Annotated in this window: 11 protein-coding genes; 1 reads left to right on the top strand and 10 read right to left on the bottom strand. The window is 50.2% G+C overall.

The window, feature by feature from the left end:
• Positions 1 to 73 precede the first annotated feature (73 nt).
• The 8 genes from IDAT_RS09925 to IDAT_RS09960 form a co-directional block, all read right to left on the bottom strand.
• Positions 74 to 2938, bottom strand: coding sequence for a TonB-dependent receptor domain-containing protein (locus IDAT_RS09925; protein WP_034733289.1), 2865 nt, complete (start codon positions 2936 to 2938; stop codon positions 74 to 76).
• Positions 2939 to 3198: 260 nt separating this feature from the next.
• Entirely contained in the window at positions 3199 to 5151 is a 1953-nt protein-coding gene (locus IDAT_RS09930) for a S9 family peptidase (RefSeq protein WP_051986698.1), read from the bottom strand.
• 92 nt (positions 5152 to 5243) lie between these two features.
• A complete protein-coding gene (locus IDAT_RS09935; protein WP_034733290.1) occupies positions 5244 to 5873 on the bottom strand; it encodes a 3'-5' exonuclease in 630 nt (209 codons plus the stop codon).
• 6 nt (positions 5874 to 5879) lie between these two features.
• Positions 5880 to 7760: a DUF294 nucleotidyltransferase-like domain-containing protein gene (locus IDAT_RS09940; protein ID WP_034733291.1), complete on the bottom strand. Its 1881-nt coding sequence runs from the start codon at positions 7758 to 7760 to the stop codon at positions 5880 to 5882.
• A 127-nt stretch (positions 7761 to 7887) separates the two neighbouring features.
• The gene (locus tag IDAT_RS09945; RefSeq protein ID WP_034733292.1) at positions 7888 to 9603 is read right to left on the bottom strand and encodes a sodium:solute symporter family protein; all 1716 of its coding nucleotides are present in this window, start codon (positions 9601 to 9603) and stop codon (positions 7888 to 7890) included.
• 11 nt (positions 9604 to 9614) lie between these two features.
• Positions 9615 to 9881, bottom strand: coding sequence for a DUF4212 domain-containing protein (locus IDAT_RS09950; protein WP_034733293.1), 267 nt, complete (start codon positions 9879 to 9881; stop codon positions 9615 to 9617).
• A gap of 145 nt (positions 9882 to 10026) precedes the next feature.
• On the bottom strand, positions 10027 to 12000 hold the full coding sequence (locus IDAT_RS09955; RefSeq protein WP_034733294.1) for a S9 family peptidase: 1974 nt from the start codon (positions 11998 to 12000) through the stop codon (positions 10027 to 10029).
• Positions 12001 to 12106: 106 nt separating this feature from the next.
• A complete protein-coding gene (locus IDAT_RS09960) occupies positions 12107 to 15034 on the bottom strand; it encodes a TonB-dependent receptor plug domain-containing protein (protein WP_034733295.1) in 2928 nt (975 codons plus the stop codon).
• A 597-nt stretch (positions 15035 to 15631) separates the two neighbouring features.
• Here IDAT_RS09960 and IDAT_RS09965 point away from each other — a divergent pair.
• Entirely contained in the window at positions 15632 to 19117 is a 3486-nt protein-coding gene (locus IDAT_RS09965) for a PAS domain-containing hybrid sensor histidine kinase/response regulator (RefSeq protein WP_034733296.1), read from the top strand.
• 11 nt (positions 19118 to 19128) lie between these two features.
• On the opposite strand, the gene IDAT_RS09970 is transcribed toward IDAT_RS09965, so the two are convergent.
• The gene (locus tag IDAT_RS09970; RefSeq protein ID WP_034733297.1) at positions 19129 to 19569 is read right to left on the bottom strand and encodes a hypothetical protein; all 441 of its coding nucleotides are present in this window, start codon (positions 19567 to 19569) and stop codon (positions 19129 to 19131) included.
• Between the two features lie 16 nt (positions 19570 to 19585).
• Positions 19586 to 20875 (bottom strand): PKD domain-containing protein (locus tag IDAT_RS13340; RefSeq protein ID WP_169740492.1); only part of this gene is annotated, 1290 nt, incomplete at its 5' end.

The following is a 20875-nucleotide window of genomic DNA, read 5'->3' on the forward strand; positions in this document are numbered from 1 at the left end:
AGTTTCAAAGTGACAAACAAAAAGCGGCGACCGAGGCCGCCGCTTTAAATTGTCGTGCTATTGCACCATTCGCTTAGAAGCGAACAGTTACGCTAGCGTGGATGTAACGACCAAGTGTGTCGTAGAAACCAGCCACAGTGTTAGCGTTGTTAGACAAGGTAACACCCATCATTGGTGGTTCTTTGTCAAATACGTTGTTGATACCAACCATTACAGAGGTGTTTTCGCTTACGTCGTAAGCACCGACCAAGTCGATATAGCTCTGTGCAGAGATACCTTTACCTGCCAACAAGGTGTCAGTGCTTCCTTCGTAGTCAACTTGACCGAAGTAACGCCACTTCGCAGTTGCGCTCCACGCACCGTCACTTGCATAGTTAAGTGACAAGGTGTGACGCCATTTTGGCTGCGCGAAACACTGAGTGCTGATCAGGCCGCTACAGTCGTAGTCGAACTCTGGGAAGTCAGTGTTAGGCTGGAAGATTTTCTCAAGGTTGTAAGTACCGATAACTTTCGCTGTCAATACACCACCCGCAAAATCTTCGTCAACGTAGTTAGTGCTTAAGTCAACACCGCGAAGGACACGACCACCTAAGTTTTCGTTAGGCAGAATCAAGTAACCTTCTTCACCACGCCACAAGCTACCAGATGGAGCACGAACGATCTTCTCACAGTATTCGCCAGTCAGCGCACACTGTTCCAAGATAACAGAAGGTGCCAAGGTAGTGATGACGTCTTCGATTTCGATGTCGTAGTAGTCAACACTGAAGTTGAAGTTGTCAGTAGGCTGAGCTACCACACCAACAGTCCAAGTGCTTGCGATTTCTGGGTTCAGGTCAAGGTTACCTGAGAACAGACCGTTGTACTGACCGGCAGGGTTTGCACCGATGTTACCGTACTGGTCTGGCGTTACACCAGTGTTCGCACACTGTGCTGCAGTGAATTCAGGAGAAGCACCCGCACACGGATCTTCACCGCCCCACAGACCTAATGAAGTACCTGTGAACAAGTCACCAACGTTTGGTGCACGCACCGCACGGTTGAAGCTTGCACGGATTTTCAGGTTGTCGGTTGGATCATAGTCAACCAATACTTTATAGGTTGATTCGCCGCCTGAGCTGCTGTAGTCAGAGTAACGAGCACCTAATTCAAGTGCTAAGCTCTCAACGCCTTCGATGCCGTCAACGATAGGAACGCGCAACTCACCAAAGATTTCGCCAACGTTGAAGCCACCAGCGATGCTTTGCGTTGGACCGCCTTGACCAGACAACTGACCAAGTTTGTAAACTTCATCCGCAGTACGTTCGAAGTCAACTTCACGGCTCTCAGCACCGATTACCGCAGCGATTGGGTAGTCAGAACCAGGCAAGCTCACGTCAAGGTCACCACTCAAGTAACCAGAAACGATACGCTGGGTAGTGATACCCGTCATTACCGCAGTACCGCCAAGTGCGTCAGCTGCTTCAGCAGTTACGCCGCCTGGAGTGAATACGTTGTAAGGAATACAGCCGTCAGCACACTCAGGTGAGTTGATGTCGCCCAATGCTTGACCAATACGCGGTACGTAGAAGTCGTTTACGTACGCAGTGCTTGAAGAAGCTTGACCTAACTGGAAGTTCACGTCGTACATCCAGTTGTTGCTCAAGTAACCTTCAACACCCGCTACGATACGGAACGTGTTGTGCTCAAGCTGGTTCTGACGTGGACCGCCTTCAACGTTACGCTTACCGATATAAGTACCGATTTGCTCAACGTCTGGGCCGAACGTGTCATAGAACTGCTGACGTTGCGCGTCGCTAAAACGTGGGTTGTTAATGTCAAGCGTGAAGCTTTGGAAGAACACACCTGATTCAGCAATCTGTGCAACCGTGCGGTTGTGCATGAAGCTGGTTTCTAAGTACGCTTTAGAGTCGTCAGTGACTTGATACTCGACGAACGCACCTAAGGTATAGCGCGTATCAGGACGCATGAAGTGGTTGACTGGCGCATAGTTGTATACGTTAGTGCCGTCATAAGGAGTGAACAGACCGTCTTGGCCTAGGCTCCACAATACTTCTTGTGAACCGTCGTAAGCACCGTCAACAATTGGCGCAAAGTAAGCGTTAGGCAATGGCGCAGTCGCAGAACCACCGCACGCAGTACCAGCACCGTTCAATGCACACGATGAGTAGTCACGTGCACCTTGACGTAGCTCTTCTACTTCACGCCATGTCGCGTAAGCAGTTGCGTGGCCACGGCCACCACCGAATTCACCACCGATAGTCAAATCGATGTTGTGTTGACGACCGTCGATACCACTGCTTCCAGTTGGGTAATCGAAGTTACGGTTGTCCATCAGACCTTGAATGTAAGAGTTACCATTGTTGTGTTGGAAACCAGAGGTACCCGCAACAATTTCAACGCCTTCAAAGTCGTCTTTCATTACGAAGTTAACAACACCAGCTACCGCGTCAGCACCGTAAGTAGCAGAACCACCACCGGTCATAACTTCTACGCGCTCAACAAGTGCTGCTGGGATTTGGTTAATGTCTGGTGATTCTGAGTAGATACCACCTGATTGCAAACGGCGACCGTTTACGAGCACCAAAGTACGCTCTGCACCCAAACCACGAAGGTCAAGTGAAGCTGTACCGGTCGCGCCGTTAGAAATGTACGAAGTTTGCGCTGCCTCGATTTGCGGCAAGCTGTTCATCAAGTCTTCAATTTTGGTGAAGCCTGAAACTTTGATTTCTTCTGATGAAGTAATTTGAACTGGGCTGGCAGATTCATAGTCAGTACGAGTAATACGTGAACCTGTAACCGTGATGCGCTCTTGCGCTTCTTCAGCCTGTTCTTCTTCAGACTGGTCCTGCGCAGCGGCTGTGCCCGTCAGTGCTAAAGAAGCACCACCGAACATCAATGCTAAGCGGATAGACTTAGCTAAGTTGCTATTCTTATACATTATATCTTCTCCCTGGATCACTTTAGGTTAGTGATTTCTAGCCATACCAAACACGGCAAAAAACACCACATTCAGCAAGTACTTAACTCGACAATCTGTGCGTTAAAAGCGGCAAATTACGATTAAGTTCTCTTGATACTAATCAAAAAGAAGGAATAGGGCAAGCACCTATGACGCACGAATTTAAAACAATTTCGTGCGTTTTTAGTGGTTAACATTTGACCTAAACTTTAGTTACATCCTTTTTCGGTTGTCGGCAGTTAGTCTTTTTCGGGCAATAAGTACTGCTCAAAAAATAATACCGTTGCTTCTTGGTACACATCTGCGTTTTCTTTACGTGCATATCCATGCCCTTCGTTAAGCGCGTTCATGTACCAAACTTTCTTATCGGCAGCCCGCAACGCCGCAACAATTTGCTCGGCTTCAGTAACCGGAACTCGCGGGTCGTTCTCGCCCTGCACCACAAACATTGGCACATTAATTTTGTCGACATGATTGTTCGGACTAATGGCCTCTAAGTGCTCGCGCATTGCAGGGTCGCGCTCATCACCATACTCAGCACGGCGTAGATCGCGACGATAACTTTCGGTGTTTTCCAAGAAGGTCACAAAGTTCGAAATACCGACGATATCGACTGCAGCTTTTAACTTGTCGCTGTAATGAACTGAGCTGGCAAGCACCATGTAGCCGCCATAACTACCGCCTATCACAGCAACGCGAGAAGCATCCAAATCAGGTTGTGTGGCAATCCAATCGAGCAATGCGCCGATATCCTTCACTGAGTCTTCGCGATTGAAGCCGTTGTCGAGGCTAACGTAGTTTTTACCGTAACCCGCCGAGCCTCGTACGTTCGGTGCAATCACTGCGGCGCCTAATTGCTGCACCCACAACTGTACGGTCCCACTAAAGTAAGGACGATACTGCGCTTCAGGGCCACCGTGAATACTGATAATCACCGGTACTGGACCTTCGGCTTCAGGTTTATAGACAAATGCAGGCACTTCAAGGCCATCGAAACTTGCAAACCGCACTAATTCCGGCTCAACGAAAGTATCGGTATTTAAGCCACCAACCTCGCTATAAGTCCAGCGTGCCAATTGATCATTGGCGTCCAACATAAACACATCAGTCGGTGATTTCGGCGTGTTCAGACTCAGCGCCAGCTTGTCGCCATCGGGACTAAACACCAAGCCGCCAACTACGCCAACCGGTAATCCTTCGACTTTGCTGTAAGTGAAGCTTTGCGGATCGAGACGATACAGCTGACTCATCCCCTCTTCATTGACAGTAAAAGCGGCTTTGTTGCCGTCATCGCTCATGGCAAAATTGTCAACGTTCCAAGGAATGCTCTCGGTAATCACCGTTACTTCATCGGTTTCGGTATTACGAAATGCCAGTTGGGTAAAATCAGAAAACTGGTCGGTGGTAAAAAAGTAACCTGTACCATCTTTGCGATAACCTTGCGGAAAGTTAGCGCTCTGCCCTACTTCACTGGCTTCGCGCAGCTGCAGCTCGCGCTCATTCATATCGAATTCGTGCACACGCACGTCGGTGATACTGCGGTACTGCACGACCAACAGTTTCTGGTTATCGGGCGACCAGTCCACCGCGCCCCACCAACTGCCATCAGGCGCTTCAACCGCAATCTCGGCTTGGTCCGGCTGATCAGGATCCATCACCCAAATGTCATTGGCGCGACCATCACGGCGGGTACTTTGATAGGCAATCCGCTCGCCATCATGACTCCACACCACCGCTCCATTCCGTGACTCGCCATCGCTGATCATTTCGTAATGACCTGTGTTTGGGTCTAACAAGAACAGTTGGCTAAATTCGTTACCACCTGCATCCATAGAGAAAATCATACGATCGGAACCTGGCTGTCGTGCAATGCTCCCAATTGGCTCTTCAAAAAAGGTCAACTGCTGACGATAGCCGCCCGCTTGCGCGACTTTATGCAGCTGACTTACATCGCCGAAACGGGTACTAATGTATATTGCATCACCAGCAGCGCTAAAGGCGCGAAAGGCGGCCGAACGAATATTCTGATAGCGACTCAATTGTTCGCCGATACGCGCAGGAATTTCGGGAATGTCTTCGAGAATCAGTTGACCATTGTTCATGGTCCGTGTTTCAACCTCAGCGGCGTCACTCACAGTCATAGGCAAAGTGGTCGCCAAAGCAATAGCCAACATTGTTGCTTGCAACTTCATAGGAATTTCCTCATGTTGTTTTTTTAACCAAACAATAGAGGGATTTATTGCAAAAGGATAGTCACAGAACGTAACAGAGTGTTATGAGGTGCTTACTTACAACGCGCTAGTAGCTCTGCTAAGGGCACATTGGTACGGCCGGCGTATTGATAGGCTTGCGCTAAGAACAGCTCACCACAGGCGACTGCGTCGCTGTAAGCATGGTGTGCGGTGTACTCCGGCAACTGAAAACGCTGACGACAGGCAGTTAAGGTCAAACTGCCACGCGCAATGTGATGCTGCTGCTGTTTCAAGCGTTGCGCCTCGAAAGTCAGTGTATCGAACTTAGCGAGCGGTTGCAGTTTGACTTGATGCTGCTTGGCAAACTGCAGTAAAAATTGCCAATCAAACTGTACGTGATGAGCAACTAACACAGCGCCTTGAAGTACTTCTGTAAGTGCCTGCAACGCCTGTAAAGGATCTTCTGCCGCAGCAAAATCGCGAGTCACCATACCATGCACCACCGGTGACTGTTTTAAATCTGGGCGCTTTTGCACGACAAAGTACTGCGCTTGTTGATAGTCCAACAGCGGTGGCTCAATCACCACCCAGCCGATCGCCAACACCTGATCGGTTTTCGGGTCAAGTCCGCTGGTTTCCAGATCCAATGCCACGTAGCGCTGTCCGCGCCAGCCACGTTGTAACAATTGTCTGCGCTGCCACCAGCGTCGCAGTCCTAGCATAGCTGGTTAACCTATTCGCCCGAATTTCATGCCGACACCCTGCTGACAATCCTTCAAGATACTAAAAGCGGTTTTCAGCTGGCGTCTGACCAAGGTACTCAGCTCGTCAGGGTCGAGGGCATTCTTCGGATGATCGGTACCCCATACTGCCAATTGATGTTGCAAACGTAATTGGGTGAGAAACTGCCAAGCTTCACCGAGCGCCTGATTGTCTTTGCGGTTGAGCAACTTGCTGTCTTGCAACAATGCGAGTCGCGTAAGCGTACGCGGCTCGGTAAGTCCGGCATGCAAGCTATACAAACGCACGATGTCGTTCACTAACGCCAAGCCATAACGCTTAATATCAATCAGGTCACTGTCTTTGCCCGACTCGGTGCCGCGAAAGCGATTAAATAACCCCAGAGGGACCTGCACATTGCTTTGCAAACGTGCCAAATTACCTAAAAAGAACTCCGACCGCCCCAGCTTAGCGACCGCTTCGCGATAGCTTTGGTACAACCGTTTGTTGCCGCGCACATTGCGGCTGTCAAAAAAGATTTGGCAATACATGAGTGCTTTCGGCGTCGGTGATTCGGTCCAGGTAGTAAAGCGCTCCAACCAGCCTTCGCGCGTGTGTCGACAGTCCGGATTCGACGCCATAATGTTGCCGGGACATTTGGGCACGCCGCAGGCCGCCAAGCCCTCGCACACATAGTCACCAAGCCCAGCGAACCATTGCAGTTGTTGTTCATTCAGGTCATTGGCCAACAACAAACCATTATCTTGATCAGAGCTTAGCGTTTGATCTTCGCGCCCCTGCGAGCCGAATGCCAACCACACATAAGACGCCGGTGCGACACCATGCTCTTGCTCATAAAAATCAATCAGTTTGCGCGTCATGGTATCGGTGAGACTTGCTAACAACCGGCCAACAGCACCGGCATCATTCACCCGTAACGCGAAACTGTGCATGTAATCAGGAATGTGCGAAGCCTCACTCACCAGTGATGCTAAATCAGCCGCCTTATTCAGCGCACTAATCAGCATTACCGGTTCGCTCTTTTGCTGCCGCATCAAGTCGGTGTTGGTGAGCATACCGAGCGGTTGGTCATTAGCATCGAGCACTGGAATATGATGCACATTCTCTTGCGTCATCAACGTCAATGCATCCAACAAGCGCTGATGACTTCCCACCGTGGTCGGCGCTTGGGTCATGATGGCATTCACATGAATACCGTAGTCGAGCCCTTGAGCGACCACGCGATTACGTAAATCCCTATCGGTGACAATGCCTAGCAGGCGCCCCTCATCGACAATCATGACCGATGAAATTTTTTCTTCGCGCATGGTTTGCGCTGCTTGCTGAATGGTGGCGGTGGACGGCAGACACACAGCAGCACGCTTGACGACCTCAGCAATGGGCAACTGCAGCGAATCGGCATAACTGGGGCTGGTTGTCGTAGGCGTTGCACCACCCGGACGCCGCTGATGCTGGGTTTCGGTTAATAAACGTTGTTCATGCGCGCGGATAAAGTAGCGCTCAAATGCGCGTGATTGCTGCCGCAACTTATCAAAGTCAGCACCAGCAATGATATAAATAATGCCGTCTTCAATCACCTCGAGTCGGTTCACCACATCGCGCCCACTCAGCAGTGACGGAAAACCAAACAGGTCATGTGACTCAAGCCGTTCAATCAATTGCCCTTCTGGCGTGAACAAATCAAAACCGCCTGAGCGCACAATATAGAGCGCAGGACTGTAGTCCTTGAAAAATCGCTCGACGTTGTGTTCGTTCACATAAGCGGCTTTGATCTGTCCGGCTATCCACTGGCGCTGCTCGCCGTCCAGTTGATCAAATGGCGGACAGTCCAGTAAAAAGCGAATAATGTCCCCAAACTCCGGCTGCATAGCTCCTCCAAAAAGCGTGATTCGTGATTCGTTACTCGTTAGGGGTGTATGTTGCGATCACCTCTAACGAATAACGATTAACGAGTAACGGTATTAAAAAAAAGCCCGGCGATGCCGGGCTCGTATCTTAATGACCAGTCGCGCCGCCCGCTCCTTTCGGATAACGAATCGACTCTACCAAGTCTTGCGTTGCTTTTGGTGCATCACCCGTTGCTTTATGTACAACATAAGCCACGATGAAGTTGAACACCATACCTAAGGTACCAATACCTTCAGGCGAAATACCGAACCACCAGTTGTCTGGCGTATTGGCAGCAGGATTCACAAACTTGAAGTAAATAATATACGACAAGGTGAAAATGATACCTACCAACATACCGGCAATGGCGCCCGCGCTGTTCATGCGCTTGTAGAAGATACCCAAAATGATCGCAGGGAAGAAGCTCGCCGCGGCTAAGCCGAAGGCAAAGGCCACCACCTGCGCCACGAAGCCGGGCGGATTAATACCAAACCACGTCGACAACGCCACCGCAAGACCTGCGGCCACGCGCGCCCACATTAGTTCTTGCCGATCGGTGATGTTCGGGGCAAAGGTACGTTTGAGCAAGTCATGCGACACCGAGGTCGAAATAACCAGCAGCAAACCGGCTGAGGTAGACAACGCGGCGGCAACACCACCTGCGGCAACCAGCGCCACTACCCAAGCTGGGAGGTCAGCAATCTCTGGGTTCGCCAACACCATGATGTCGCGATCAACGGTCATCTCGTTGCGCTCATCACCTGAGTAGAACATTTCGCCATCGCCATTTTTGTCTTCCCAAGTGATCAAACCGGTTTTCTCCCAGTTTTTCACCCATTCAGGCGCTTGCTCATACTCCACACCGGTCAACTCAGGACCATTAATGGTGTTGATCAAGTTCACTTTAGCGAAGGCTGCGATTGACGGTGCGGTCAGGTAAACCACCGAAATGAACACCAATGCCCAACCTGCTGAACGACGTGCATCACGTACTTTCGGTACGGTGAAGAAACGCACGATGACATGCGGTAAGCCCGCGGTGCCAACCATCAACGCGCAGGTGATCGCGAATACGTCTACTTTGCTCCGCAAACCTTCGGTATAGGCCGCAAGTCCCAGCTCCTCGGATAGTCCATCCAGTCGCGCTAACAAGTAATTCCCCTCACCTGCAACGCCTTCAGCGATGGTCGCGCCAAAGCCAGTTTGTGGTAAGAAGTGACCCGTCATGTAAATCGAAATAAAGATAGCCGGTACCAAGTAGGCAAATGCCAGCACGCAGTACTGTGCAACCTGGGTATAGGTGATACCTTTCATGCCACCGAGTACGGTGTAGAAGAATACGATAACAGCACCAATGAAGACACCGGTCGCAATTTCGACTTCCAGAAAGCGTGAGAACACCACGCCAACCCCACGCATCTGGCCAGCAATATAGGTAAAGCTGATCAAGATGGCGCAGATAACCGCAATAGTACGCGCGAGTTGCGAGTAGTAACGATCACCAATGAAGTCAGGTACGGTGAATTTACCGAATTTACGTAAGTACGGTGCCAGACACAGTGCTAACAATACGTAGCCACCGGTCCACCCCATCAAATAGACACTGCCGTCATAACCAGCGAATGAAATAATCCCCGCCATAGAAATGAACGACGCAGCAGACATCCAGTCGGCCGCCGTTGCCATGCCATTCATCACTGGATGAACGCCACCGCTGGCGACATAAAAGTCATTGGTTGATCCTGCCCGAGCCCACACTGCAATAGCGATATACAGCGCGAAGGTGGCTCCGACGATAATAAACGTAAGCGTTTGAATATCCATGCTCGGGCCCCTTAGTCTTCGTGAACTTCGTATTTGTTATCGAGCGCCGCCATTCGTTTGATATAAATGAAAATCAGAATGACGAAAGTGATAATCGACCCTTGTTGAGCAAACCAGAAGCCCAATTTAAAGCCGAAAAAAGTAAACTGATTGAGCCAGTCCACCAAGATGATGCCAAAACCGTATGACACAAGGAACCAGACTGCTAACAGCTTAAGTACCAGTCCGATATTCTCGCGCCAGTAGGCTTTAGCGAGTTCTTCGCTTTTGAAAGCCATAACGCCCTCCAGGTTGTTCTATTGTTATTTTGTTTTTGTGCACTAACGAATCTAGTCGCCCTGCTGTCAACGAGAAATACGACATTGGTCTAACAGCCATAAAAAAACACCGCCGAAGCGGTGTTTTTTTAATTTAACCAATGACTTACTCGCCAATATATTTATCAAAGAAGGTCAGCATCTGCTGCCAACGCTCGACGTTATTCTCAGGCTTGTAAAAACCATGGCCTTCGCCCTCTTTGAACATCCACTCGTACGGATGATCGCGCTCTTTCAAGGCATCGCGTAAACGATAGGCGTGCTCTTTCGGTACGCGCACGTCAGCACCGCCTTGAATAATAAATACCGGCGCTTTGAGCTTATCGACGTTATGCACCGGAGATTGTGCTTCACGCCCTTCTTCAGCCGACGGCAACACTTGGTCAAGGTAGTTTCGTCCAGCCTGCGCCTGTTGGATATCTCCTTGCTCATACATCAAGTTCAAGTCATACACACCGACAAAGCCAACGATGCATTTGTATAAATCAGGTTCACGAATGCCGCTTTGCACCGCTGCGTAACCACCATAGGACGCACCGTACACACACACACGATCAGGGTCGGCAATACCTTCTTCGACCAAATGCATGACGCCATCAGTCATGTCATCAATCATGGTGGTGCCCCAATTTTTGTAGCCAAGTTCAAGGAACTCACGACCAAAACCACCAGAACCACGGAAGTTTGGCTGCAATACTGCATACCCGTGTTCAGCAAGTACTTTTGCATCACTATCCACACGGGTGACCGTATCACGCGGACCGTGCGGACCACCGTGCGGCAACAAAATCAGCGGCAAATCTTTCGCTTCTTTATCTTTTGGCAAGGTTAGCAATGCGTGGATGTCTAGCCCGTCACGACTCTTGTAAAAGATGGTCTGCGTTTGCGGGAATTTATGATCTTGCATCCAAGGCCGCGTGTTGGCAATCAGCGTCAACTTACCGAGTTCACGATCAAACATGTAGAAAGTCGCTGGCTGATTCGCTGATTCAACCCGAATCACGAGTTTTTGGTTGTCATGGGTGCTTGAGTTAATCGACACCGATTGATTTGGAAAAGTCGCGACTAAGCTCTGCACTAACTTAGCATAGGCTTCATCTCTCACACCATCAAAGAAAAAGGTACCGATACCATCGTATTCAAATGCCGCACCAATGATTTCAGTAGCACGACCATTTTTGACCGCAGTAATCGGCATCAAGTCCACTTCTGGATGCTCAGCCATGACTGACTCTTTTTTAGTATCCATATCCAAGATACTCAAAGCACGGGTGTCGGACTGAGAATCGCTCAAACCGATCACCTTGTTGGTGCCAGGCAGCCAACCTAACGGGGTAAAGCCACCCTCGTTTTCGTAATAGCTCATCACCTCGTACCATTCTTGGTCGGCACCGTCACGACCGAGGATCTGAATTTTGTTTTGGTCGTCAGGGTCAATACCCAGCACCAGTCGCGACACGCTCTTGTCGTCAAGCACCACTTGTACGTTGGTACTGCGATAGGCACGTAACGGAATACGGCCCTCGGCGCGTTTGCGACCCGAGGTGACTTTCATGGTATACAAATCAAGATAAGGTTCAGCAGAAGTGAACGAACGCTGATAAATCATGATTGCATCAGGATCTTCCGGTAGAAAATCGACAATTTGTGCGAATACATATTCACCGCTATCCGAACGCGGTCCGGTAAGGATTTCTTGCCGTTTACCATTGGCATCCATGGCGAAAATTTCACCGGTTGGGATCGGTGCATCGAGCGAGCCAATTTCACGCACCATGGTCATGACCAAACGGTCATTATTCGCCCAGTTGAATGAACCCACTGATTCATTGCCTTGCCCTTGGGTGACCGACAAAATTTTACTTTCGTTAATATCGATGACCGTCAACTGGACATTGCCATCCGGATTACGTGATGTTGCTGCCAAGTAATCGCCTTCAGGCGAAATCTTCACATCTAAATACTGTGCATGTTTCGCGTAATTCTCTAACAGCTCGGTGTTCACATCCGACACTTCAGAGCTGAAGCTCGCGGTAGGCAGCATCAGGGCCACTACGCCCCACATTAGTGCTAACTTCATAATGCCCTCGTTGTTCTTATCTAGTTATCGTTTTTGAAATAAAAAGCCCCACCAAGAGGTGGGGCTTTGGTCTTACTTTCTCATACGTTCCTATAGCACTAGGCTATTAGAAGCGGTATGACACGTTGAAGAACGCGCGACGACCTAAGTAGTCAAGCTGTGATGCAAACAGTGGTACGTTACCACGAACGTTTGCTGCAGCTGGGCTCACGCTAGGTGGCTGCTTGTCAAACAAGTTAGCAATACCGAAGGTTACATCAATATTGTCGTTGAACGTGGTGTTCGCTGACAATGAGTGCAAGATGTAGGTCGGAGTTTCTGCTACGAAGCGAACTTTCTGACCACGATAAGTGGTGTCGTCAAAACCGTAGTATGAATAGTCTTCAGTTTTGTCGAAGTACGCCAAGTTCCAGTTGAAGCTCCAGTCGTCACGGCTGAAGGTAGTGTTAATAGTACCTACGTGACGTGGGTTACCCATCAAGCCGATGTAGTTCAATGGCTCGTCGGTTGCGAACTGCTGGAATGAACGTTGGATCTGGTTAGTGTGATCCCATTTGACGCGAAGATCACCAAAATCAAATGAATCTTGGTAAGTTACGACAACGTCAACACCACGAACGATCTGTTCTGCAGTATTCAAGTAACCACCACGTACAGACTCGATACTCCAGTCACCGTCTTGTGAACCGTCGTTACGCACGAACTGGTCACAGAATGGTTCGTTCTCGAAGTCTTCTGAGGTGTAACACTGGCTCAGTACCGCACCACCAGAAACGTTTGAAATTTGGTCATTGATGACTACGTCGTAGTAATCGATAGACGCTGCGAAACGACCTTCTGGGCTGGTATACACGATACCGACACCTTCAGAAACTGAGGTTTCTGCGTCAAGCTGACCAGCACCACCACCAGAGATTGACAAGATTGAACCTGAGCTACCTACAGTATCAGTGTAAGTTTCTGGGATGCCATCAGCAGCACAGTTTTCACGGATACGTGGGTTAGTTGACTCAATCCAGTTCAAACATGGATCTGAAGTTTGACCGATGAAGCCAGTTTGGTTCTCAAGATACAATTCATATAGCGCAGGAGCACGGAATGAAGTACCACGTGATGCACGAACACGGAAACCAGAACCAACGGTCCAGTTTGCGCTCAGTTTATAAGTAGTGTCACTACCGTAAACGTTTACGTGCGTCCAACGACCAGAAGCGGTCAAATCAAGGCTTTCAACCAATGGCAGATCACGAACTACAGGGATGTTGAACTCTGCATAGTATGCACGAGTGACCGCTTTACCAGCAGTGATACCAGCGCCTGAAAGACCCCACGAGTTACCTTCACGCGTTTGCTCGCCAGGTACGTCGTTGATTTCGTCTTTCTGCCAGTACACACCTAATGCTGCGCCCACTGGGCCTGCAGGAAGATCTAATAAGTCACCAGTGATGTAAGCATCAAAAGTGTCTTGTTTGTAAGTAGTGTTACCAGTGTCGATACCGAACAAGAAGTCACGCGCTGCTTGGCTTTGGTTCCCATACATGTTTTGCGGATCGAACCAGTCATAAGCATAACATTCACGACCAGAGATTTCAGTCACTTCGCCTTCACACGGAGCGCCGGCAAGGACGTTTTGCGCCATGATCATTGAGTCGAAGAAAATGATATCTTGTTCGTACTTACCGCTGTTGTGTGAACGCTGGTAAGACATATCCCAGTTCCAGAAACCGATTGAACCTTCGAGGCCTACTACCGCACGGGTGTAATCAACAGTGGTTTCGTTACCGAAGTGATCGGTATAGTGAACAGGCAATACGAAAGTGCTACCTTCGAAGCCAGGTGCCATGCTGATTGGCAAGTAGCCTAGCTCACGCGTCCAGAACTGACGTACGTTCTCAGATTTAGTGTTACGGCTGCTGTGTAACAATTCGCCGTACCAAGAAGTGCTGTCGGTTAAGTCGTAGTCGGCCTGCAAATAGACTGACGATACTGTGGTTTTTGGAATCACAGTTGACTCAAGACGTGCTGGGTGACGACCGCCATCTAAGTAACCGTCAGAAGTTGCATCGTAACCTGCCCAGTACCAGCCTTCAGGTGCTGAAGTTACAAAGTCATTTTCTGTGGCTACGTTAGGGAAGCCATAACCTTCGTAGTCATATTGGAAACGACCGCCACCGAATGAACCTGGGTGGAACAAGCCGAAGCCGCTTTCGGTACAGTGGTACTCACCAGTACGTGGGTCGATTGGATCAACACGCTCACCTGTTTCATAGTCGAACAAGTAGCGAGTTGAACAGTCGAAGTAATCACGGTCTTTACGCTGCACACCAGTGTTAACGTTGTGGTCAGCTACGATACGCCATGAACCACGGTCAAAAGCTTCACCGTAAGTTGCGTTGATACGACCGGTTTCACCGCCGCTCTCGAATGGCTTAGAACCTGATACGTTGACTTCGCCGCCTTCACCTTTTTTAGTGATGATGTTGATTACACCAGCAACTGCGTCAGAACCGTAGAGTGATGATGCACCGTCTTTCAGGATTTCAACACGCTCGATAACGCTGATCGGTAATGCGTTCATGTCGAATGCAGAAACTGCACCACGAGTACCAGCAGGACCGGCGCGACGGCCGTTCAAGAGGACCAAAGTACGGTTTGCACCCAAACCACGCATAGAAATTGATTCGGCACCGCTACCACCGTTGGTTACGAAACCAACTGAGTAGGCTGAGATCAACTGGTCAGAGCCAGCTGCCACAGTAGAGGTACGCAACAATTCACCCAAAGTGTTCAAGCCTTGGTCTTCTGCGATTTCGGCAGTGATGATTTCGATTGGAGTTGCGCTGTCTAGGCCGTCAGTACGAATACGTGAGCCTGTGACTTGAATTTTTTCTGTTACTTCTTCGTTCTCAGCGTTTTGCTGCTCATCTTCAGATTGGTCTTGCGCGTAAGCCGGTGCACCAGCTAACAAAGCAGTACCAAAACCTGCCATCATGATAGAACGAATAGAACTCGACAAAAATGACTGCTTAGCCATGTGAGTCTCCCTGATATTTTTATTGTAAGTTGTGTTCAATGGAACTTTTTAAAAAGTTTATTGGTTCAATCACCTGTGCTTATTGGGCTACAGCTGACTGGTTCCACAGAAGACGCCGCTTTAAAACGACTTTTGCTTCCGAGGTTCAGTCAACCACAGTTTTATTGTTTTTACAATAGCTTTGCAACAAGTTGTAAATGGGATTTGTGTGCCGAAAAAGTAACCATGCTTGTGATTTTTTCGTGGACTTGAAGGAGAACTTGTAACCAAATCATTAAGTCATTGTTTTATATGCATTTTAAGATGATCTCATATTTTTATGTTTACTAAATTAGATAATACTCAAAGCGCAGCAGAGCGCATAATAGCCAGTTTTTGTACGTTTTTACGCCAACAGAAAAGTTCACGCTGATCATGTAACGAAATGTAACTTGAAATTTACAATCAGCTTAGCTTTTCTATTCTACCTCAGTGGCTTTTCCATATGAGTTGTATAACTTTTACTTGAGCTGATTTCTCGACCATCGTCTATCTTGACCCTGAACCTAGGCTCACGCTACTGTTAGCGATTATCTAACGACCGCTGCCGAGACTTTCATGACCCTATTGCTCATTGTCGCCTCCCTTGCCTATATTGCGCTGCTCTTCGCAGTAGCACATTACGGTGACAAGTCTGGTTCATGGGCCAACCGTCTGAGTTACAAGCCAACGGTTTACAGCATGTCTTTGGCTATCTATTGCACCTCATGGACTTATTATGGTGCGGTCGGTAATGCTGCTAGCTTTGGCTGGGCCTACTTGCCTATTTTGCTGGGACCATTCTTGCTGTTTATTGTGGGCTTACCCATCGTTGAGAAACTGGTATCCGTTAGCAAGCAACAAAACATTACTTCGATAGCGGATTTTATTGCCAGTCGTTACGGCAAGCGCCAGCGTCTCGCGCTGTTTGTCACGCTTATCGCCGCACTCGCTACCATTCCCTATATTGCCTTGCAACTCAAAGCTGTCGGCTTAACCTTTGTGGTGCTGACCGACAACACTACCGCTTTTACCGAGTTTTCTATCAACGAGTTAATGGCAGCTGCAATTATGGCGGTCTTCGCCATGTTGTTTGGTACCCGCCATATTGAAGTGACCGAGTATCGCAACGGGATGATTTTGGCGATTGCATTTGAGTCGGCGGTGAAGCTCATTGCTTTGGTCGCCGCTGCCGTATTCGCTTGGTATCTGTTTACTGATGTATCGCCAGTGTCAATGTTTGAGCGTATTACGCGACCGGAACAAGCCGTCTGGTCTTGGGCCGCTTTTACTGAATTCGACTTTATCGTGCAAACCTTTATGGCCGCAGGTGTTATTTTGTGTCTGCCGCGCCAGTTTCACGTGACCGTTGTCGATAATGTCAATATCTCACACTTACGCACAGCACGCTGGGGCTTCCCGCTGTATCTCTTGGTGGTTGCAGCAGCGATAGTGCCTATTGCCCTCACTGGTTCGATGTTCCTCGGCACCAACGTTGACGGCTCGACTTATGCGTTACAACTCCCTTTGCTGCATGATCAGACCTGGTTAGCGGTAGTCATCTTTATCGGTGGTTTTTCAGCGGCAACTGCAATGGTGATTATCGCCTCTGTCACGCTCAGTACCATGATCACCAACGATGTCATCATGCCACTCATTTTGCAGCGCGGCCGCAGCTTTCCGTTTGGTATGCCGGCAGCTTTGCAAGCCACTGAAGTCCGCTCATTTCAAGGTCGCTTGTTATTCATTCGCCGTGTTGCGATTGCGGTCATCATGCTGTTGGCCTACCTGTGTTATTACTTATGGGCAGCAAATACTGGCCTCGTAAGTATCGGCTTGCTGGCATTTTCCGTGGTGCTGCAGTTACTGCCGGCAATTATCGGTGGTCTCTACTGGCGCCGTGGCCATGCGCGTGGGGTTTATGTCGGCTTAGGTGTTGGTTTGCTCGCTTGGCTATTCAGTGTGGCGTTGCCGATGTATTTGCCGCACACCATGAGCGACACCAGTATTATCACCCAAGGCACGGTGATTAGCCTCGCCGTAAATACGGCTGCCTACATAATCTTTTCACTGGTCGCACAAGCGCGTTTGGTCGACCGGATTCAGGCGACCGCCTTCGTTAAGCCGCGCGTCGCGGTACAAGAACACACCATTGGGCGCCATCATCAAGCCACCAATGGCGACATGGTGTTGTTGCTGCGCACTTTCATTGGCGAACAGCGGGCCAAACAGTTGCTCGACTTTTTCAATGACGCGCAACAAGTTGATATTAATGACGCGAAGAAAGACGATGTCGCCAGTCGCGAGTTTATCGATTACGTCGAACGCGCCTTAACCGGGGTGCTGGGCGCAGCGACTGCGCGCTCACTAGTCGAAGCGGCACTGCGCGATCGGCGTTTGCATCTCGAAGAGGTGGTGCACTTTTTTGATGACACCACGCAAGCACTGCAAACCCAGCAATCAATTCTGTTTAGCTCGTTGGAAAACCTTGCCCAAGGCATCAGCGTGGTCGATGCCGAACTGCGTCTGGTGGCTTGGAACAAGCGTTATCTTGATTTATTCGAGTATCCCGAAGGCATGGTCAAACCGGGGCAGCCTATCGCCACACTGATTCGCTACAATGCAGAGCGCGGCGAATGCGGGCCGGGTGAGGTTGACGAGCTGGTCAACAAACGCTTGAACTACATGCAAATGGGTTCACCGCATCGGTTTATTCGCCGCCGTGGCGACGGCCGTGTGATCGAAATGGTCGGTAACCCGCTACCTAACGGCGGCTTTGTCACCAGTTTCACCGACATCACCGAGCACGTTGAAACCGCCCAAGCGCTAGAAGAAGCGAATATTGACCTTGAGCAACGAATCAGTGTGCGACAACGCAAGATCCGCGAAATCAACAACGAGTTGACCGAAGAAATAGAACGCCGGCGCAAAGTTGAAGTTGAGCTGAAACAGGCAAAACAAGAAGCCGAAGAAGCCAATGCCTCGAAAACACGCTTTTTGGCACTTGCCAGCCACGATATTTTGCAGCCATTGAATGCCGCACGTTTGTATTTGTCGGCCATGGATGAAGCCACGTTAACGCCGCAAAACGTGCAACTCACCCACAAACTCGATACGGCCTTGGCTTCGACCGAGCACCTGCTCAGCACTCTGCTGCAGATTGCCAAGATGGATCAAGGCGCATTGCAGCCGAATTTCCGCCATGTGCAGTTGAGCACCATCATTCAACCGCTACTGCACGAATATGCAGTGCTAGCACAACAGCGCGGTATCAAATTGCGCGCTCGCTGGCAAGATGCGGTAATTTATACCGACCCGACCTATTTGCGCCGAATTATTCAGAACTTTTTATCGAATGCGGTCAAGTACAACCGGGAGCATGGCAAAGTTTTGCTCAGCGTTCGCAAGCGTGGCGAGCAACTGCAAATTGCCGTATGGGACACGGGCCCGGGCATCACCATGCAGCAACGCCAACGTGTGTTCGATGCGTTTTATCGTGGGCTAAATACCCGCGTAGAGGGGGTTGGACTTGGTTTAAGTGTCGCCAAGCGCATGAGTGAACAGCTGCGTTGCGAACTGAAACTCCACAGCAAAGAAGGTCACGGTAGCTGTTTTGTCGTAACCGTGCCACGTGGTTCAGCAGCGCAAGTGATCCGTCAGCTTGCACCACAAGAACACGCACGCCCCAGTGCGCATCTCACCCTAGTGTGCGTCGATGACGACAGTGAGAACCTCAATGCGCTGCGCGCGCTACTGGAAAAATGGGGCTGTACCGTCGAAACCTTCACCAGCAGTACCACTGTCTTGCAGTATGCAGCCACGCATGAGGCTCCAGACGGCGTACTGCTGGATTATCAGCTAGGTGACGATGAGCATCATGGCTTGAGCTTAATTAGTGCCTTACGTGAGCATTGGGGGCCAGCCGTCACCGGTGCGCTCGTCACTGCGATGCGTGATGACAACGTACGTAAGCAAAGTCGTGAGGTGGGCTTACACTTCTTAGCGAAGCCAGTAAAACCGGCGGCCCTTAAAGCACTGTTGAAGCACTTAATGAGCCGCCGTTAGAGGTAGGTCAATTAACGTTCTGCTGTTGGCTGCGCGAGACAGCGACCGCCGTTGAGCACGACGAGAGGCTTCGAGATCATCTCACAGGTACCGACAATGTCATTGTCCTGTTGAAAGGCAGTCTGCAACTCGCGGTGCTCGTCGATGAGCTTCAGTAGCACCTGCTCATCAAGAGCCGCGGTCGAATACGCCATATAATACTCAGGACCGCCACAGGGGCGGTGACCGATAGCTGCGAGCTTACACTGCTCGAGATTATCAGCGTACGCCATACCAATCATCGAACGTATTTGTTGATCCAGTTCGGCAAATTCAGCCTGACTATCACGTGCCGGTTCCATTTCCGGCTGCTCAGTGGAGAGTTCCGCTGATACCGACTGCGATGGCTCCTCAATGGAGCCACCGCAACCTGTTAATAGCGTCAAACCAAAGGCTAACAACGCATATTTCATATCCGCTCCTTGCGAATTAACGCTGCGCCTTACGACGACGCAGCCAAATCAGAGGTAATGCCAACAAACCTAACCAAGCGCCGAAGCTACCTGAAGATTCGTCGCCACCCGGTGAACCACCACCGCTAGCATCCGGGTTATACACCACGACACTGACGTCATCGAAGTCGGTCAACTGGCCGTCACTCACCGTTAAACGGAAGATCAAGGTCGACTGAATATTGACCGATGGTGCAGTAAAGCTGACCGTTTCACCTGAAGTGCTTGACAAGGTGACCTCTGGTCCGCCCATTTGCTCCCAGGTGTAGCTCAGCGTATCACCATCTGGATCACCGCTGGTAGCGCCACTCAAGGTCACCGTTTGGCCAACCGGAACGCGACTCAACGAAGCGTTAGCATCGGCGTTCGGCGGCGTGTTAGCGCCCTGCAATGTCACAGTTACCTCAGCAGTATCCGTTGCCACGCCATCGCTGACAGTGACAGCAAACACCGCGTCGGCAGTTACATCGATAGCTGGGACAACGAAGCTGGCCACTGCTTGGTTCGCGTTGGTCAAGCTTACCGCAGGACCACTGACTTGGCTCCAGCTAAAGCTGAGCGTGTCACCATCTGGATCACTACTTTCACTGGCGTCTAACTCTACCACTGAATCCACCGGTTGCGGACCGGTAACTGGCGCCACCACTGCGCTTGGTGCGTCATTCACCGGAGCAACCGCTAATACGGTGACGTTGACCGAGGCCGTTACCGCAGCGGCAGTACCGTCACTCACCGACACTTGGAAGCTCAACTGCGCATCGCTGGTCAGTTCTGGTGCGGTGAAACTTGCACTGCTGGTGTTGGCACCACTCAAACTAACGTTTGGACCCGCTGTTTGCGCCCAGCTGTAGCTGAGGGTGTCGCCGTCGGCATCACTGGCATTTGCAGTTAAGGTTACCGCCGTGTTGGCGTTCACTTGACTAGCCGAAGCCGATGCCGTCACCGTTGGTGCGGTGTTGGCAGCTTCGAATTGCACGTCAACAGTAGCAGTATCTGACAATGCGCCGTCGGATACAGTGACTTGGAAGCGTGCCGTTTCGTCACTGCTAATGTTTGGCACGGTAAAGCTGGTTTGCGCACTGCTGGTTGAGCTAAAGGTTACCGAAGTCCCCGTTAACTGCGTCCACGTATAGCTCAGCGTATTGCCGTCCGGATCAGAGCTACCGCTGGCATCAAGCGTTACCTGAGTCCCTTCAGCCTTGGCACCTGATACTGGTGCAATGACAGCTGATGGCGCAGCATTGTTGCTAGTTACGGTAACTTCTAC

Origin of the sequence: Pseudidiomarina atlantica, from assembly GCF_000753735.1 — a bacterium.
Taxonomy (GTDB): Bacteria; Pseudomonadota; Gammaproteobacteria; order Enterobacterales; family Alteromonadaceae; genus Pseudidiomarina; species Pseudidiomarina atlantica.

Coding starts and splice junctions, on each gene's coding strand:
- IDAT_RS09925 (WP_034733289.1), bottom strand. CDS start 2,938: ATGTATAAGAATAGCAACTTAGCTAAGTCTATCCGCTTAGCATTGATG.
- IDAT_RS09940 (WP_034733291.1), bottom strand. CDS start 7,760: ATGCAGCCGGAGTTTGGGGACATTATTCGCTTTTTACTGGACTGTCCG.
- IDAT_RS09955 (WP_034733294.1), bottom strand. CDS start 12,000: ATGAAGTTAGCACTAATGTGGGGCGTAGTGGCCCTGATGCTGCCTACC.
- IDAT_RS09945 (WP_034733292.1), bottom strand. CDS start 9,603: ATGGATATTCAAACGCTTACGTTTATTATCGTCGGAGCCACCTTCGCG.
- IDAT_RS09930 (WP_051986698.1), bottom strand. CDS start 5,151: ATGAAGTTGCAAGCAACAATGTTGGCTATTGCTTTGGCGACCACTTTG.
- IDAT_RS09965 (WP_034733296.1), top strand. CDS start 15,632: ATGACCCTATTGCTCATTGTCGCCTCCCTTGCCTATATTGCGCTGCTC.
- IDAT_RS09970 (WP_034733297.1), bottom strand. CDS start 19,569: ATGAAATATGCGTTGTTAGCCTTTGGTTTGACGCTATTAACAGGTTGC.
- IDAT_RS09935 (WP_034733290.1), bottom strand. CDS start 5,873: ATGCTAGGACTGCGACGCTGGTGGCAGCGCAGACAATTGTTACAACGT.
- IDAT_RS09950 (WP_034733293.1), bottom strand. CDS start 9,881: ATGGCTTTCAAAAGCGAAGAACTCGCTAAAGCCTACTGGCGCGAGAAT.
- IDAT_RS09960 (WP_034733295.1), bottom strand. CDS start 15,034: ATGGCTAAGCAGTCATTTTTGTCGAGTTCTATTCGTTCTATCATGATG.